Genomic DNA, 15,893 nt, shown 5'->3' with positions numbered 1-15,893 from the left:
TTAGTCCTTGGTGACGCGGTTGATTTCGGCAAGGCTGGTGACGCCATTGCGCGCCTTGAGCAGCGCGGACTGGCGCAGGTCACGGATCCCCGACTTCTGAGCGGCCTCGGCGATCTGCAGGGCGTTCCCGCCGGCGAGGATGATTGCCTGGATTTCCTCGGTCATCGGCATGACCTGGTAGATGCCGGTACGGCCCTTGTAGCCTTCCGTGCAGTCCGGGCATCCGACGGGCTCGAACAGCGTGATCCCCTGTGCCACTTCTTCCGGCCGGAAGCCCTCCGTGAGCAGGGCATGTTCCGGCAACTGCACGGGGCGCTTGCAGTCGTGCAGGCGACGGGCCAGGCGCTGGGCGATGATCAGGCTCACCGACGAGGTGATGTTGTACGGCGCGATGCCCATGTTCATGAGGCGCGCTACGGTCTGCGGCGCGTCGTTCGTATGCAGCGTCGACAGCACCATATGGCCCGTCTGCGCGGCCTTGACGGCGATCTCCGCGGTCTCGAGGTCGCGGATTTCGCCGACCATGATCACGTCCGGGTCCTGGCGCAGGAAGCTGCGCAGCGCCGCGGCGAACGTCATGCCGCGCTTGACGTTCATCTGGACCTGGTTGATGCCCTGCACACGGATTTCGACCGGGTCCTCGACGGTGGAGATGTTGCGCGCTTCCTCGTTGAGGATGTTTAGCGCGGTGTAGAGCGACACCGTCTTGCCGGAGCCCGTCGGGCCGGTCACCAGGACCATGCCGTAGGGCTTGGCGATCGCCGACAGGAACAGTTCCTTCTGGTCCTCCTCGTAGCCGAGCTTGTCGATGCCGAGCTTGGCCGCACTGCCGTCGAGGATACGCAGCACGACCTTTTCGCCGAACAGCGTCGGCAGGGTGCTCGCGCGGAAGTCGATCTGCTTGGTCTTCGAGAGGTTGAGCTTGATGCGCCCGTCCTGCGGCACGCGCTTTTCCGCGATATCCAGCTGCGCCATGACCTTCAGGCGCGCCGCGATGCGGGTGTTGAGCTTGGACGGGACCTTGGCGACCTGCTTGAGGATGCCGTCGATACGCATGCGTACGCGGTAGTCCGTCTCGTAAGGCTCGAAGTGGATGTCGGAGGCGCCACGACGGATGGCGTCGACCAGCACCTTGTTCACGAACTTGACGACGGGGGTGTCGTCGCCCTTCGCGTCGACGCCGGAGTCGCCGCCGGCCGCGAAGTCCTCGTCCTTGCCGACCTCGAGATTGTCGAGGCCTTCCTCGTCGCCGGTGGCCTCCCCCAGAGCATCGGATGTCTCGAGCCAGCGGTCGAGGCAGCGGGTGATCGTGTCCTGATCGACCAGGACCGCTTCGACCGTCAGGTTCGTCTGGAACTTGATCTCGTCCAGCGCATGGGAATTCGTCGGGTCCGCGATCCCCACGAACAGTCGGCTGCCGCGCTTGAACAGCGGAAGCACCCCATGCTTGCGCAGCAGCTCCTCACTGACCTGCTTGACGCAGGACTGGGCCGGGTCGAACGCCATTGCGTCCATGAGCGGGACGCCGAACTCGACGGAATTGGCGGCAGCCATGTGGGCGGCCGTGACCAGCCGCCGGTCCGACAGGTAGACCGCGAGCGGCTTCTTCTCGGCCGTGGCAGCGGCCATGGCATCGCGCGCGGCGCTCTCGTCGAGCGCTCCGTCGAGCACCAGGCGGCGCGCAATGCCCGTGATCCCCACCAAGTTGGCGGTAGCGACGGTTGACATGTGAAGACGACCCTTTTTCCAGCCCCTTAGCGACTCTAGCGCAAAAAGCGGGTCATGCATTGCGGAGGGGTCGGCCTTTTCTGCACTCTAGACCCTGGGAGTTCAGGGAAAATCTGATGCGCATCACGGTCGTTCTGCCGGCCAAGAATGAAGCTGCGGGGCTCGAAAAGACGCTGCCGGCGCTCCGCGCCGGTCTGCCTGATGCCGAGGTGATCGTAGTGGACGATGGATCGGAGGACGGTACGGCGGATGTCGCCCGCCGATTCGGCGTCGAGGTACTGAGCTCGCCCTATCCCATGGGCAACGGGGCAGCGATCAAGCGCGGCGCGCGTCGCGCAACTGGCGACGTGATCGTCTTCATGGACGCCGACGGCCAGCATGATCCGCTGCTCATCCCGCGGCTGCTCGCGAAACTGGAGGAGGGCTACGACATGGTCGTCGGCGCGCGGGATGCCGAAGGCCAGGCAAGCCGGAGCCGCGGGCTCGCGAACGGCTTCTACAACCGCTTGGCATCCTGGATGACGGGACATCAGATCATGGACCTGACGTCGGGCTTTCGTGCGGTGCGCCGCGAGCGATTCGCGGATGTCCTCCACCTGCTGCCAAACGGGTTTTCCTATCCGACGACCAGCACGATGGCATTCTTCCGCAGCGCGTACGCAGTGGCCTACGTGCCGATCCCCGTGGCGCAGCGGATCGGCCGCAGCCACATCCGTCCGCTGCGCGACGGCGTCCGGTTCCTGCTGATCATCTTCAAGATCGCAACGCTCTATTCGCCGCTCAAGTTGTTCGTTCCGATCTCGCTGCTCGCGTTTGGACTGGGTGTCGGCTATTACATCCATACGTTCCTGACGGTGCATCGCTTCACCAACATGAGCCTGCTCCTCATCAGTGCGGGCGTCATCGTTTTCCTGATCGGTCTGGTCTCCGAGCAGCTGACGTCCCTCGTCTACGGGCGGCCCAAGGACTGATGGACGACCTGGTGCGACGGCTCTTCGCGCGGGTCAGGCATACGCCTCTGCATCCCCAATGGCTCACGCCGCGCCGTAGCCGGCAAGCGGCTGACATTGCGCGGGTCGCCCGGGGCCTCGTCCTCGATATCGGCTGCGCAGATCGGTGGGCCGTGACAGCTTTGCCGTCCGGATGCGACTACGTGGGCCTGGACTACCCGGCGACGGGAGGGTCGCTCTATGGCGCACGCCCCGATGTTTATGCGGACGCGGCAGGGCTCCCGTTTCGGGACCGCACCGTAGACACCGTGCTCCTTCTCGAAGTGCTTGAGCACCTTCCGGAGCCTGCAGCAACGATGCGCGAAATCGCCCGGGTGCTGTCGGACGGGGGAAGAGTCGTGCTGAGCCTACCGCTCCTGTATCCGATCCACGACGCGCCCTACGACTTCCAGCGCCTGACGGAACACGGCCTGCGTCGGCTGCTGGGAAGTACCGGTTTCGAGATCGAGGATCTGCGGCCGTCAACCAACGCTTTCGAGTCCGCATCACTGGTAATGAACCTGGTGATCGCCGGTACTGCGCTCGAGTCCATCCGTCGACGGAGCCTGATGACGTTGGTCGCGTTACCACTTTGCAGTCTCGTGCCGCTCTTCAATCTCGCCGGCCGGTTGCTGGGGTGTCTGCTCCCGAACTGGGGCGCCGCCACGGGCGGGTACCACGTCGTGGCCCGTCGCGCGTGAATGAACCCGCGCTCGTCCTCGTCACGACGTCCTTCCCTCAGCGCGGCGATGGGAGCGAAGCTGCTGGTGCATTCGTGGCGGATGTGGCCGACGAGCTGTCGCGTCACCTGCCGGTCCGCGTGGTCGCGCCGGGCCGCGAGGCGACACGCGAATCGTGGTCAGCGTCGCTCGAGGTCTTCCGGTTCGCTGCGCCGCGAGCGCCGCTTTCCACTCTGAAGCTCTTTCATCCCCTGCACGGCATCAGGATCGCGGGTGTGCTTCACGGCGGCGCGGCAGCGACGCGCCGTGCGGTGGACGCAGGGCCGACTGCACATGTCGTCGCACTGTGGGCGCTTCCTTCCGGGGCATGGGCTCGTTCCGTGGCTCGTGCGCGCCGCATCCCTTTTTCCGTTTGGACGCTGGGCAGCGATATCTGGACACTCGGACGGGTTCCCGGTATCCGCCGTTACATGCGGGGCGTACTGCGCGATGCAGACAACGTATTCTCCGATGGCCTACAACTGGCTGAAGCGACGAGTGCAATCAGCGGGAAGCCCACGGAGTTCCTGCCAAGTGCGCGGCAGCTGGCGCCTATCCGCGAGAAATGCCTCCGCGAACAGCCCCCGTATCGCCTGCTCTTCATCGGCCGATGGCACCCCAACAAGGGCGTCGATCTCCTCCTGGAGGCCCTTGAGGGGCTGCATGACGAAGACTGGGCACTGCTCGAGCGGGTCGACGTCTGCGGTGGCGGTGCTTTGTCGCAGCAGGTGACTGCCGCTGTCACCCGCCTTCAGCGGCTAGGGCGCCCCGTCTGCATTCGCGGTTACGTTGACGCCCCGACCGCCGCCACGCTGCTCAACGTCGCCGACTACGTGTTGATCCCTTCGCGCATCGAGAGCATCCCGGTTGTGTTTTCCGATGCGATTCGCAACGGTTGTCCCGTCATCGCGATGCCGGTCGGAGACCTGCCGACACTGATTCAGGAGGGCGGCGTGGGTGTCGTCGCGGCACGGGTCGACCCGGAGGCATTCCGTGTGGCGATCCGCGAAGCTCTTGCGCGTCGCCCGGTGGAGTTCTCGACAGCCCTCGGGCGGTTGGCGTCGCGCTTTTCCGTCGAAGATGCGATCGTGCCGAGACTCCTCGGCCTCGCGGTGTCAACGGGCCCGGTGGGCGGAGTTGTATGACGGAGCGCGGCTACCAGTTCGACTTTTCGAAAGGCAATCCGGCGATGCACGCTGCAGACGTGCGCACGCGGAAGGCCCGTACAATGATCGCCGTCCTTCGGGACGCAATCGGCTCGGACGCGCTCTGTACCGCGAAACTGCTCAACGTAGGATGTTCAACCGGCCTGATCGACCGAGAACTTGCGCGACACGTGGCGCAGCTCACCGGAATCGACATCGATCGCGAAGCGATTGAGCTCGCTGCTGCACGAGCGCCTGCAAATGCTCGATTCCAGGTCGGCGATGCGATGGAACTCGACTTCGCTCCGTCGTCGTTCGACATCGTCGTCTGCTCGCAGGTGTACGAACACGTGCCCGATCCTCGACGCATGATGCGCGAGATCGCACGCGTCCTGCGGCCCGGTGGGCTCTGCTACTTCGCTGCGACGAATCGCTTCTGCGTGATCGAGCAGCATTATCGTCTTCCGTTCCTGTCGATCATTCCCGTCAGCTGGGCGCATCGCTACCTCAGGCTGGCTAGGCGAGGTCGCTACTACCACGAGCGCCATCTAGGAATCCGTGGACTACGTGACCTGACAGGTGCATTCGAGGTGATCGACTACACGCTCAAGATGCTGCGCGAGCCGGAGCGCTTCGAGTTCGGCTACATGATGGGCACGGGGGTGCGGCGACTCGCGATTCGGGCCTTCGCACATGCCGCGTACCCGCTTTTCCCCGGCTATGTATGGCTGCTCCGCAAGCCGGTCCACGCGCGGGTCGAGGATCGCGTGCCGGCCTGCGGGGTAAAAGGCTGCTGAAGCACTCACGATGGCATTGGGTAATTCAACAAGGATTCGACGAGGGCTGGTCGCCATCATCGCGGTCGCAACCCTCGTGGCGCTGGTACTGGCCGCAAGGCAGGACGCCGGGTGGCTCGGGCGTCTGCTGGGCGACGCGCGTGCGCGTGAGGTCTGGCTTGCGATCCTGTCGCTCACACTGGGCAATGCGGGGGCCGCAGTCGTCGTTGCCGAGCTGACCGGCGAGCGGACCGTCGCGATGCGGTTCCGCATCGCCGGCGTCTATCTTGCATCGCAGGTCGCGAAGTACGTTCCAGGCCGGGTATGGACGTTCCTGGCACAGGCGGCGATGCTCGGGAAGATCCGCCCCGGCACGCTGCTGCGTGCCAACGTGGAGCTGATGGTAGGGCTCGTCGTCCTGATCACCGGCGCCGGGTTGGCGGGCCTATTCGCAAGCCGATACGGATATCCCATCGCCGCGTGCGTTCTGGTCGCCGCATGGATCGCGGCTTCGATCATTGTGGGGTCGCAAGGCATGTGGCGCGTCGTCGTTCGGGTGCCCGTGATCGGGCGGCGCCTGGACGGCCTGGGCGTCACACCCGATGCGCGACACGGCATGCGGCCCGATCTCTTGCGAGCGGCGGGCCTGGGGGCCTGTCTCCTCGGCTACTGCGTAGGCTGGGGACTCCTCGCGTCGATCGTGGTACCGCACGGTGATCCCGCCGCTCTGGTTGCGGCGCTTTCACTGTCTTACCTCGTGGGTATCATCAGCCTGCTGCCCGCCGGCATAGGTGCACGCGAGGCGAGCCTGTTGATGATGGGGCCGGTGATGGACATCGATTCACCCGATATGGCAGCGCTCGCCCTTGCGGCGCGGGCGGTGGTCCTGGTGGTCGACATAGGACTGGCCGCGGTGGCCGGTGTGCTGCTCGGCGTTCTCAGGACGGGACGAGTGCGATGAGTGCGCTGCGACACGGGTTGTGCATGGTGGTGGAACTGGCGCTGCGCTTTTGCGTGCACCCCCGCTTGCGCGCGCGATGCCTTGGAGCCTTGGGTGCGCGGATCGGCCGGAATGTGCGGATCTACGAATGCCGGCTCATCAACCTTGAAGAGGGCTTCCGTAACCTCCGGGTCGACGATGATGTACACATTGGGGCCGGCTGCCTTCTCGACCTCAAGGGCCCTCTATGGATCGGCCCCGGGAGCACGCTCTCACCGCGCGTGTGCGTCATCACTCATGCCGATCCCGGCGCCAGCCATGGGTCGCCCTTGTGCGACCGGTTTCCTCCAGAGAGCGATGGGGTATCGATCGGCGAGCATTGCTGGATCGGGACCGCTGCAGTCGTGCTCTCGGGAGCAGTTCTGGGTGCGCGTACGGTCATCGGGGCCGGTGCAGTCGTGAAAGGAATGCTCGAGGGTGCCGCCGTCTATGCGGGCGTACCTGCGCGACGGCTCCGGACACTCGAGTAACCTCCGCATCAGCGGTTCTTCTCGAGGACGTCGTCAACTGCATCGATGACGCGCATGACATCCGCGTCGCTCAGCTTCGGCGAGATCGGGAGGCTCGTCGTCTGCCGCCCGATCCGCATCGCATTCGGCCACTGCTCCGGCCTCCAGCCGAACCGTGCTTGGTAATAAGGATGCTCGGCCACCGATAAGTAATGGACTCCCGTGCCGATGCCGCGCGAGGTCATCGCGTCGAGGAAGGCATCCCGCTCGATACCGGCACGCGCCGGATCTACGTCGATCGTGAAAAGGTGGAAGGCGTGGCGCGTATCCGGTTCCACGTCGGCCGGCAGGCCCAGGCGATCGCCCGGGAGGCATGTGGAGTAACGCTCCCAGACTTCTGCACGACGGCGCCATGACGCCTCGACGCGGGCCAGCTGATGGATGCCGATCGCGGCCTGCAGGTCCATCATGTTGTACTTGAAGCCGCTCTCTACGACCTGGTAGTGCTTGTAGCCGCTGTCGCTGAAGCGGTGCCACGCATCCTTGCTCATGCCCTGGAGCGCAAGGATCCTGCATCGGTCCCCGAGCTCGCGATCACGGCCAATGATCATTCCGCCTTCGCCGGTCACGACGTTCTTCGTCACATAGAAGCTGAAGCAACCGAAGTCGCCGAAGCTACCCGCATGTTGTCCCTTGTACGTGGTCTCGATGGCGTGGGCGCAGTCCTCGATGACCATCAGGCCATGTGCTCGTGCAATGGCCATGATCCGGGCCATGTCACATGGGCGCCCCGCGAAATGAACGGGCACGATTGCTCGCGTCCTCGGCGTGATCGCCGCCTCGATGGCATCTGGATCGATATTGTGCGTGCGAGCGTCCACGTCCGCGAGTACGGGAGTCAGGCCGGCATGGAGAATCGAGTTCACCGTCGCGCAGAAGGTGAGGGGCGTCGTGATGACCTCCGAGCCGGCGGGGAGGCCCGACGCGACCATGCTCACATGGAGCGCCGCCGTGCATGAATTGACCGCGGCTACCTGGCTCGGCTCGAATCCCTTGAACGCAGCCATGTCGGCTTCGAATCGGGCAACACGGGGCCGGTGCCCAGCCATCCGGAGCGCATGCATTCGACGACCTCCGCGATTTCCTCGTCGTGGATGTCGGGCGCTGCAAACACGAGGGATGGCCGCTCTGTCATCGCGGATCTCCGGAGGGCCCGTTGCCATTCTAGGTCAGGACATCAGGGCTCACGGGGCACCGGGGTGATGCCGGATACGGCGAGAACTACGCGGTCGAACCCGCCCTGACACCGCATCGTGAAGTGAAGGATCGGCGCTCGATCGACGCGAGCAAGGCGCTCAGCCCTGTGCCGCCGTGCGCTTGAATTGCTGTCAGGGTTCGAGTGCGCAGGTCGCGGACGCCGCCGAGCATATCGTCCGCCGCATTCCCGGTGAACGCGGGGTGCCCGTCACCGTGGTGCTCACGGCGCTGATGGTGTCTCCGCTGCCACATGCCCGCAGTGGCGGCGCCTGGGGCGCATCCTGGTTGGCCATCGCGGCGAGTGACATGCTGACGTAGGTCTTGGTTTCGGCGAGACAAGATGCCTCAGCGGCGCGTACCTGTTGCCTAACGATCAGCGGAAGCGCGACCGCCGACAGCAGCGCGATGATCGCGACGGTAATCATCAGTTCGATTAGCGTGAAGCCACGGTTGCGCGGGTACATCAACAGTGTCCGGAATCTGCGGCCAGTCAAGTAGGCAAGCATGGATCGTGCCAGCGCGGCTTGATCGGTCAATGCGTGCGGGGCTTCACCTTTCGCAGGCCGCGGAGATGGTCGACCCAGTCGGAGCGGCCTGCCGCAGTGAGGTTGACCAGCACGCGATCGATCAGAGGAGAGCCCGGAGGCGCAATGCGCACTGCCTGCTCCAGGAACGGGAGAGCGCTTTCGGGATTGGCCCCGTTCTTGTAGACATATGTGGCGATATGCACGTACTGCACATCGGAAAGTGGCGTCCGTCGGGCCACGATGTGGAGAGCTTGCACGGTTCCAGCCGGATCCAACGGGAAGCCATGGTCCACGTTCTTGAGAATGGCGTGGTAGATGCCCTCGAGCTCGGCGCTGGGAGGTGCGGCCTCAAGCTGCTTCAAGAAGACTGGCCAATCCCCGCGCGTCGGTCGCCCGGCGATCGTCTTGTAGACGATGACGTTGAAGAGCAACTGGGGTGAACGGGTTGCCGCGGCGCCTCGCTCGCAGGTGGTGATTGCGCGAGCGAGCTTCTGCGAATCCGTGCCGTCCACGCTCAGGTCGAACTGATGTGTGCAAAGGTCGCTCCATGCGCGGATCGACCGCGGAGCCAATTCGACGCCAAGTGCTGCAAAGCGCGACGGCTCACCCCACTGCTGCGCGCGGATGGCCGTCGCGGCGGAGACGCCGGCTATGGCGAGCGCGCAGGCTGCACCAGGAACCCAGTGCCGCATCCGAAAGCGCGCGAACAGCTCCGCCGCCAGAGCCCCCACGGCGATCAAGGCGCCGATCAACGGGAAATGATTGCGATGCTCGAATGCGAGCTCGAGGTTGACGACGTTGCTCGTCATCGAGTGGCCGGCGAAGAAGAGCAGTATTCCGAGCGCAACTAGTGGACGCCGCCGCCGCTGCTGGACGGCGAGCGACAGCAGTCCCGCGATGAATACGACTGCGGCGGCCGTGGAAGGCGGATCAAGCAGGCCTCGCGACACCGGGAAGTCGTCATAGTAGAAATGAAGGTGCCCGGGCAGTGGGAACAGGATCTGCCCGATATACATCGCGAGGACCCTGGCCTGCGAAAGCAGCCGATCGGAACTCGAGAAGGTCCGGCCGGGATAGGCGTCCCAATGCCAGTAGTGCGGCACGATCACCAAGAAGAAGGCGAGTGCACCAAGCGCGCAGACTGCCGAGTAGCCCAGCCGTAGCCTCCGGGCGAGCTGCTGCTCGGCAGCGCCGAAACGCAGCACGGTGATCTCGAGCAGGAACGCGTAAAGCGGCAACAGCACGGAATCTTCTTTGCTCGCGAGCGCAAGGCCCCAGAACAGCGCGGTGACGATACCGAAGTGGCGGCTGCGCCGACCTTCGATCTGCGCTTCGCGCATCCGAAGGTACGTCCAGAGCGCGAGGACGAGGAACAAGGTGCCGAGCGTCTGCATCCGTTGGACGACATACAGAACGGCCGACACCTGCAGGGGATGCAGGGCCCATAGGAGCGACAGTGCTAGTGCTCCGCTCGAAGCAGGGCGCAGTGCAGCGCCCGACATGAGGAAGAGCCGACGAAGAAAGGCGGCGAGCGCCACGGTCGTGACGCAGTGGATCAGGACGTTCGTCGTCTTGAAGACGGCTGGGTCACCACCTCCACGCCAGTAGTCGAGGGCAAAGGTAAGCATGGCGAGCATTCGCGAACCGTTCCCCGCCTCGAAACTGTAGGCGGCACGGAGCAGGTGCTCGAGATCCAGTGATGCCATCCGCAACGCGCCGTTGTACTGGACGGTCTGGCGGTCGTCGAAAATGAAGTCTCCGCCCAAGCCCAGCAGGAATGGAAGCATGGCGAGTGCCGCCAGTGCGATCGCGATCGCGACGAAAGGCGGTTGCCGAGAGTATTCCTGGGGGGCTGCGTTGATCGCCATGTTCAATCGGGCGCTAGTCGCGCCGGTCTCCAAAAAAAAGCCTCCGGCTTGCGCCGGAGGCTTCTGCGTCACGGGGTATGCCCTGCTACGTTACTGCAACTGGCAAGTGCCGCTGCCGGACTGGCACGAGACGTTCTGACGAAGCGTCGCGTTGCCGCGGACCGGCGTCGTGAAGGTTTCGGTCGCGCCAGCCGTGCTGTACTCCGCCGGAGTAACCGTGATGGTGCCCGCTGCAACGCTGCAAGCGCGGCCGACGAACGCCGAGCCGGTGCGGTTGTCCGCTGCTTCGGCGACCGCCGTGTTCATCCAGGCCTTCGCCTCGCCCAGGCACGCGCTGTTCGCCGAACGCTGCGTGTAGTTGCGGTACTGCGGCAGCGCGATGGCGGCCAGGATGGCGATGATCGCGACGACGATCATCAGCTCGATGAGGGTAAAGCCCTGCTGCTTCTTCATGATGTATCCCCTAGGAGTGGTTTGAACTTCACGGACTGCTGCCGGACGACTCGCCGCATCCTTCGGTCTGCCATGCGTGCTGCCCGTGCACCGTGAGCATACGCATATCGCGTGCCAACCGCAGTTTCCAGCCGATCGGCGCGCTTTCGGGTGATAGGTCACGCTTGTGGTCCGACAAGCGGTCGCGCAGGTGACGCGATGCGTCAGCCAGTTCGGGAAGTGACGCAATTTGTCACTACTCGAAAGTGGCTTGGTCCCGAACGCAATGGCCGATGCATCGCGAGCACGGTCAGGGCGCGCTGTCGCGGCGGGTCGGAGGTTTTCCACGCGGGCCCCATGCGCAACTCCGAGGTGTAACGGAGCTCATCGGCCGACCGACCGTGTTACCTGCCAATGCAAGCGCATCTTCGACCCGTCGAGCGGCTGGCATTGCCGCGGTCAACAGCCTACGGCGGGCAGCAGCCTAATCGATGCCCAGCTTCTTCAGCTTGTACCGCAGCGCGCGGAACGTGATCCCCAGCGCGGCCGCGGTGCGCGTCTTGTTATACCGGTTCTCCTGCAGCGCATGCTGGATCGCCGCGCGCTCGATCTCCTCGATGTACGAGGGCAGGGCGCTGGTCGCGGTATCGCGGGGATCAAGGGTGCGGGGATCGGCGGGCTGCGCCGCGGGCGCAGCCGGTGCAGCGTCCGCCGTCGAGGACGCGGATGGCATGGAGGCGGGCACGGCGCGGGCGGCAGGCTTCGGCAGGCTCAGGTCGTCGACCTCGATGACGTCGCCCTCGGCCAACGCGAGTGCGCGCTCGAGGATGTTCTCGAGCTCGCGGACGTTGCCCGGGAATCCGTAGCCACGCAGCGCTTCGAGCGCCTCCGGGGACAGGCGCGAGACCGCGCGGTCCTGGTTCGAGGCGAGGCGGCGCAGGATGATGTCGGCCAGGCCCGGAAGATCCTCGGGGCGCTCGCGCAGCGGCGGCACGCGCAGCTCGATCACGTTGATGCGGTAGTAGAGGTCGTGCCGGAAGCGGCCCTCCTCGACCAGTGACGCGAGGTCCTTGTGTGTGGCCGACAGGATGCGCACGTCGACCTTCGCCTCGCTGTTGGAGCCGACCGGGCGGACCGATTTCTCCTGGATCGCGCGCAGCAGCTTCACCTGCATCGGCAGCGGCAGCTCGGCGACCTCGTCGAGGAACAGGGTGCCGCCGTCGGCGGCCTGAAACAGGCCGGGCTTGTCGGCATGGGCACCGGTGAAGGAGCCCTTCTTGTGGCCGAAGAACTCGCTCTCCATCAGCTCGGCCGGGATGGCGCCGCAGTTGACCGGCACGAACGGGCCGGAAGCACGCCCGCCTTCGGCATGGATCGTGCGCGCGACGAGCTCCTTGCCCACGCCGGACTCGCCGGTGATGTAGACCGGGGCCTGGCTGCGCGCGACCTTGGTGAGCGTGGCGCGCAGCTGCGCCATCGCACCCGATTCGCCGTAGAGCCGCGAGGCGATGCCGGCTTCGCTGGCGGCGCGCCGCTTCTCGTGCAGCTCCAGCGCCTGGCGGACGAGGTCGCGCAGCACGCCGAGGTCCACAGGCTTGGCGACGAAGTCGAAGGCCCCGGCCTTCAGCGCCTCGACGGCGGCCTCGACGTTGCCGAAGGCGGTGATCATCGCCACCGGCGTGGTCGGGTGCTTCTGGTTGATCTCGGCGACGATCTCCAGGCCGGTGCCGTCGGGCAGCCGCATGTCGGTCAGGCAGAGGTCGTAGCGGTTCCTGGACAGCAGCGCGCGGGCGTCGGTGACGTTGGCCGCGGTGTCGCAGCGCAGGCCCATGCGGCCGAGCGTCATCACCAGCAGTTCGCGGATGTCGCGCTCGTCGTCGACGACGAGGGCGCTACGGGGCGGGGCGGCGCTAGGGGCTGCTTCGGGCATCGGGTCCTCCGCCGCGCACCTTAGCTGAAGTGACGGTTTGCGGCCACTTTCGGCGGTTCGCGTCAGGTCCGGACCGTTACCCGGGGCGTGCCGTGTACGCGGTCAGCCCGCCGGCGGTCCGCCCCACGGGCTCATGCGGATCCGGAAGCAGCCGCCGCCCCCCGGGGTGGGCACGTAGTCGAGTGTCGCCTGGTTGGCGCGGCAGAGCTCCCGCGCGATGTACAGCCCGAGCCCTGTGCCATGGCTCGACGTCGTGAAGAACGGGCGGAACAGCCGGCTGCGCACGGCCTCGGGGATGCCGGGCCCCCGGTCGAGCACGTCGAGCACGGGTTGGCCGCGGTCGTCGCCTACGCGCAGGGTGACGCGCGCCGGCTCGCCCGGCATGCGCCCGTAGTTGAGCGCATTGCTCACCAGCACCGTCACCGCCTGGTGCAGCTGGCGTGGGTCGAACAGCGCCGACAGCTCGCGCAGCGAGGACGTCGCCGCGAGCATGTCCGACTCGATCGGATGGCTGACGAGGTAGTCGTCGACGAAGTGCCGGGCGAACTCGACGAGCTCCACGCCGACGGGCTTGGCGGTCTCGCGGCGCGCGAGCCCGAGCACGTTCTCGACGATGCCGTTCATGCGCTGGCAGTGCTGGTGGATGATCTCCAGCAGTCGGCGGTCGGCCGGGCGGATGTCCTCGGATTCCTCCAGCAACTGCACCGCATAGCGGATCGCGGCGAGCGGATTGCGGATCTCGTGCGCGAGGCTCGCGGAGAAGCGGCCGAGCGTGGCGAGCGTGATCGACTCGGCGCGCTGCGAGACCAGCGACGTGTCGTCGAGGAAGACGAGCACCTGGTCGCTGTTGGCCTGCAGCCGCGCGAAGCGCGGAATCACGTCGGGCTGGTCGGGGGCGACGCGCAGCGGGCTCTCGTCCACGACACCGCTCTCGCGCCACTGCGCGAGGCGCCGCCCGAGCTCCGGCACGGCGACCGTCAGCTCGCGATAGCCGTGCAGGCTGTCGCCAATGTCGCCGAGCAGTGCCGATGCAGCCTCGTTCGCGAGGCGCATGCGGCCGCCGCCGTCGACGAGCAGGACGCCCGTGCGCAGGCGGCGGATGATCAGCTCGTTGACCTGCGCGAGATGCTCGTTCTCGGTGGTGCGCTGCGCGGCGAGCTCGTAGCTCTCGCGCATCTGCCGGCCGAGCACGTTCATCACCGTGGCGAGCGCGACGTAGCCGATCGAGAACATGATCGGCTCCGCGAGCGAACGCCGCTGGTCGAAGTCGAGCGTGCTCCAGAGGTATTCGCCCGACAGGGCCGCCACCGCGGTGAACGCGAGGGCCGCGGCCATGCGCGGCGGAAGCAGGAGGGCCGCGGCTCCCACGTTGAACATCAGCATCAGGGCGATGCCCGTACCCAGCGAGGGCAGAGCATGGATCGCGAGCAGGCCGAAGAAGAGGTCGGCGGCCACGCCCACGGCCGCGACGAGCCGCAGCTCGAGCCGGCGCCCCAGCGGAAGGGCCACCAGCGCGATGAACAGGTAGGCGATCACCGTCGCCTGCGCGAGCAGCTCGTGCCGGGCAGGCTCGAGCATCGCCCGCACCGGCCCGAACATGGCGAGCACCAGCAGGGCCGCCTCGAGCACGCGGTAGAGGTTGAAGAGCCGGAGCTCGCGATAGAGGACGTGCTCGACGTCGAGCGGGGAAACGGCGGACTTCAGGGGCACGACGCGCGTCCTGCGGGCGATCGCCGGAGTATAGGCGGGGTGAAAGCGCGGCCGCGGAGGCGTCTTTTGCCCGGCTCCGGCCGATCGGCGACAATACCGGCCCCTCGCGCCGGCCCGGTCGGGTGCGCTTTCGCGCGCGAGCCCCACGTCCATCCTTCGGTGACGCATGAATTTCCACGAATACCAGGCGAAGCAGCTCTTCGCCGACTACGGCATCGCCGTTCCCAAGGGCATCGTCGCCCGCTCGCCGGACGAGGCCGTCGCGGCGGCCAAGCAGATCCCGGGCGACCTGTGGGTCGTCAAGGCGCAGATCCACGCGGGCGGCCGCGGCAAGGCCGGCGGCGTCAAGCTCGCCCGGTCGTTCGACGAGGTGCGCGACTACGCCAAGGCGATGCTCGGCACGAAGATGGCGACCTACCAGACCGCCGGCGTCGAGCTGCCGATCGACAGCGTCCTGATCTCCGAAGGCACGGACATCGACAAGGAGCTGTACCTGTCGGTGCTCGTCGACCGCTCGACGAAGACGGTCACGTTCATCGCCTCGGCCGAAGGCGGCATGGACATCGAGCAGGTCGCCCACGAGAAGCCCGAGGCGATCCACACGCTCAACATCAACTACGTCGAAGGCCTGCAGCCGTACCAGTGCCGCGACGTCGGCTTCGCGATGGGCCTCAACGCGAAGCAGGTCGGCCAGCTGACCAAGATCATGACGGGCCTGTTCAAGCTGTTCATGGAGAAGGACCTCGCGCTGGTGGAGCTCAATCCGCTCGCGATCCTCACCAACGGCGACCTCGCCGTGCTCGACGGCAAGATCAACTCCGACGACAACGCCTCGTTCCGCCATCCGCAGCTGGTCGCGATGCGCGACACGCGCCAGGAGGACGAGACGGAGGTGCTTGCGTCGAAGTACGACCTCAACTACGTCACGATGGACGGCGACATCGGCTGCATGGTCAATGGCGCCGGCCTGGCCATGGCGACGATGGACGTCATCTCGCTCAACGGCGGCTCGCCGGCCAACTTCCTCGACGTGGGCGGCGGCGCGACCAAGGAGCGCGTCACCGAGGCGTTCAAGCTGATCCTGTCCAGCGACAAGGTGAAGGCGATCTTCGTCAACATCTTCGGCGGCATCGTCCGCTGCGACATGATCGCCGAGGGCATCATCGCGGCGGTCAAGGAAGTCGACGTCAAGGTGCCGGTGATCGTGCGCCTCGAGGGCACGAACGTCGAAGCGGGCAAGGAGCTGCTGCGCAACTCCGGCCTCGCCATCACGGCGGCCGACGACATCAACGACGGTGCGAAGAAGGCCGTCGCGGCCGTCCAGCAGGCCGCCTGAGACATTCCCGTCGCGCGGTGACCCGCG

14 protein-coding genes are annotated in these 15,893 nt (G+C 66.1%); 7 read left to right on the top strand and 7 right to left on the bottom strand.

All coding sequences use genetic code 11. The features are described 5' to 3' along the window. Nucleotides 1-1,728 carry a type IV-A pilus assembly ATPase PilB gene (gene pilB, locus ACYVJJ_RS00840; protein ID WP_460830330.1) on the bottom strand — a complete coding sequence of 576 codons (1,728 nt, stop codon included), beginning with the start codon at nt 1,726-1,728 and terminating at the stop codon, nt 1-3. Nucleotides 1,729-1,844: 116 nt separating this feature from the next. Here pilB and ACYVJJ_RS00835 point away from each other — a divergent pair, with 116 nt between their 5' ends. Genes ACYVJJ_RS00835 through ACYVJJ_RS00810 form a run of 6 tightly spaced genes read left to right on the top strand, consistent with a single transcriptional unit; the run spans nt 1,845 to nt 6,827 of the window. Beyond that, nucleotides 1,845-2,699: a glycosyltransferase family 2 protein gene (locus tag ACYVJJ_RS00835; RefSeq protein ID WP_460830328.1), complete on the top strand. Its 855-nt coding sequence runs from the start codon at nt 1,845-1,847 to the stop codon at nt 2,697-2,699. Then, a complete protein-coding gene (locus ACYVJJ_RS00830) occupies nt 2,699-3,418 on the top strand; it encodes a class I SAM-dependent methyltransferase (protein WP_460830327.1) in 720 nt (239 codons plus the stop codon). The genes ACYVJJ_RS00835 and ACYVJJ_RS00830 overlap by 1 nt, the downstream gene beginning before the upstream one ends. Further along, nucleotides 3,415-4,581, top strand: a complete 1,167-nt coding sequence (locus ACYVJJ_RS00825) for a glycosyltransferase (protein ID WP_460830326.1) — start codon at nt 3,415-3,417, stop codon at nt 4,579-4,581. Before ACYVJJ_RS00830 ends, ACYVJJ_RS00825 begins: the two co-directional genes overlap by 4 nt. Further along, complete coding sequence (locus ACYVJJ_RS00820) at nt 4,578-5,378, top strand: class I SAM-dependent methyltransferase (RefSeq protein WP_460830325.1); 801 nt, start codon at nt 4,578-4,580, stop codon at nt 5,376-5,378. The genes ACYVJJ_RS00825 and ACYVJJ_RS00820 overlap by 4 nt, the downstream gene beginning before the upstream one ends. A gap of 10 nt (nt 5,379-5,388) precedes the next feature. After that, nucleotides 5,389-6,318, top strand: coding sequence for a hypothetical protein (locus tag ACYVJJ_RS00815; protein WP_460830323.1), 930 nt, complete (start codon nt 5,389-5,391; stop codon nt 6,316-6,318). Then, nucleotides 6,315-6,827, top strand: a complete 513-nt coding sequence (locus ACYVJJ_RS00810) for an acyltransferase (RefSeq protein WP_460830321.1) — start codon at nt 6,315-6,317, stop codon at nt 6,825-6,827. The genes ACYVJJ_RS00815 and ACYVJJ_RS00810 overlap by 4 nt, the downstream gene beginning before the upstream one ends. A gap of 8 nt (nt 6,828-6,835) precedes the next feature. On the opposite strand, the gene ACYVJJ_RS00805 is transcribed toward ACYVJJ_RS00810, so the two are convergent. The 6 genes from ACYVJJ_RS00805 to ACYVJJ_RS00780 all read right to left on the bottom strand — a co-directional run bounded on the left by ACYVJJ_RS00805 (nt 6,836) and on the right by ACYVJJ_RS00780 (nt 14,524). Continuing rightward, nucleotides 6,836-7,873, bottom strand: a complete 1,038-nt coding sequence (locus ACYVJJ_RS00805; RefSeq protein WP_460830320.1) for a DegT/DnrJ/EryC1/StrS family aminotransferase — start codon at nt 7,871-7,873, stop codon at nt 6,836-6,838. A gap of 321 nt (nt 7,874-8,194) precedes the next feature. Then, nucleotides 8,195-8,527 (bottom strand): pilin, encoded by a 333-nt coding sequence (locus ACYVJJ_RS00800; RefSeq protein ID WP_460830318.1) that lies wholly within the window; start codon nt 8,525-8,527, stop codon nt 8,195-8,197. 68 nt (nt 8,528-8,595) lie between these two features. After that, nucleotides 8,596-10,458: a hypothetical protein gene (locus ACYVJJ_RS00795; RefSeq protein ID WP_460830317.1), complete on the bottom strand. Its 1,863-nt coding sequence runs from the start codon at nt 10,456-10,458 to the stop codon at nt 8,596-8,598. A gap of 90 nt (nt 10,459-10,548) precedes the next feature. Beyond that, nucleotides 10,549-10,911 carry a prepilin-type N-terminal cleavage/methylation domain-containing protein gene (locus tag ACYVJJ_RS00790; protein WP_460830316.1) on the bottom strand — a complete coding sequence of 121 codons (363 nt, stop codon included), beginning with the start codon at nt 10,909-10,911 and terminating at the stop codon, nt 10,549-10,551. 463 nt (nt 10,912-11,374) lie between these two features. Then, nucleotides 11,375-12,820, bottom strand: a complete 1,446-nt coding sequence (locus ACYVJJ_RS00785) for a sigma-54-dependent transcriptional regulator (RefSeq protein ID WP_460830314.1) — start codon at nt 12,818-12,820, stop codon at nt 11,375-11,377. Between the two features lie 102 nt (nt 12,821-12,922). After that, on the bottom strand, nt 12,923-14,524 hold the full coding sequence (locus tag ACYVJJ_RS00780) for a sensor histidine kinase (protein ID WP_460830862.1): 1,602 nt from the start codon (nt 14,522-14,524) through the stop codon (nt 12,923-12,925). Nucleotides 14,525-14,696: 172 nt separating this feature from the next. On the opposite strand from ACYVJJ_RS00780, the gene sucC reads away from it, so the two are divergent. Next, nucleotides 14,697-15,866, top strand: a complete 1,170-nt coding sequence (gene sucC, locus ACYVJJ_RS00775) for an ADP-forming succinate--CoA ligase subunit beta (protein ID WP_460830313.1) — start codon at nt 14,697-14,699, stop codon at nt 15,864-15,866. Nucleotides 15,867-15,893: the final 27 nt, after the last annotated feature.

This window comes from Lysobacter humi (ex Lee et al. 2017) (genome assembly GCF_054781815.1).
This window is presented reverse-complemented; position numbering and strand designations above follow the sequence as displayed.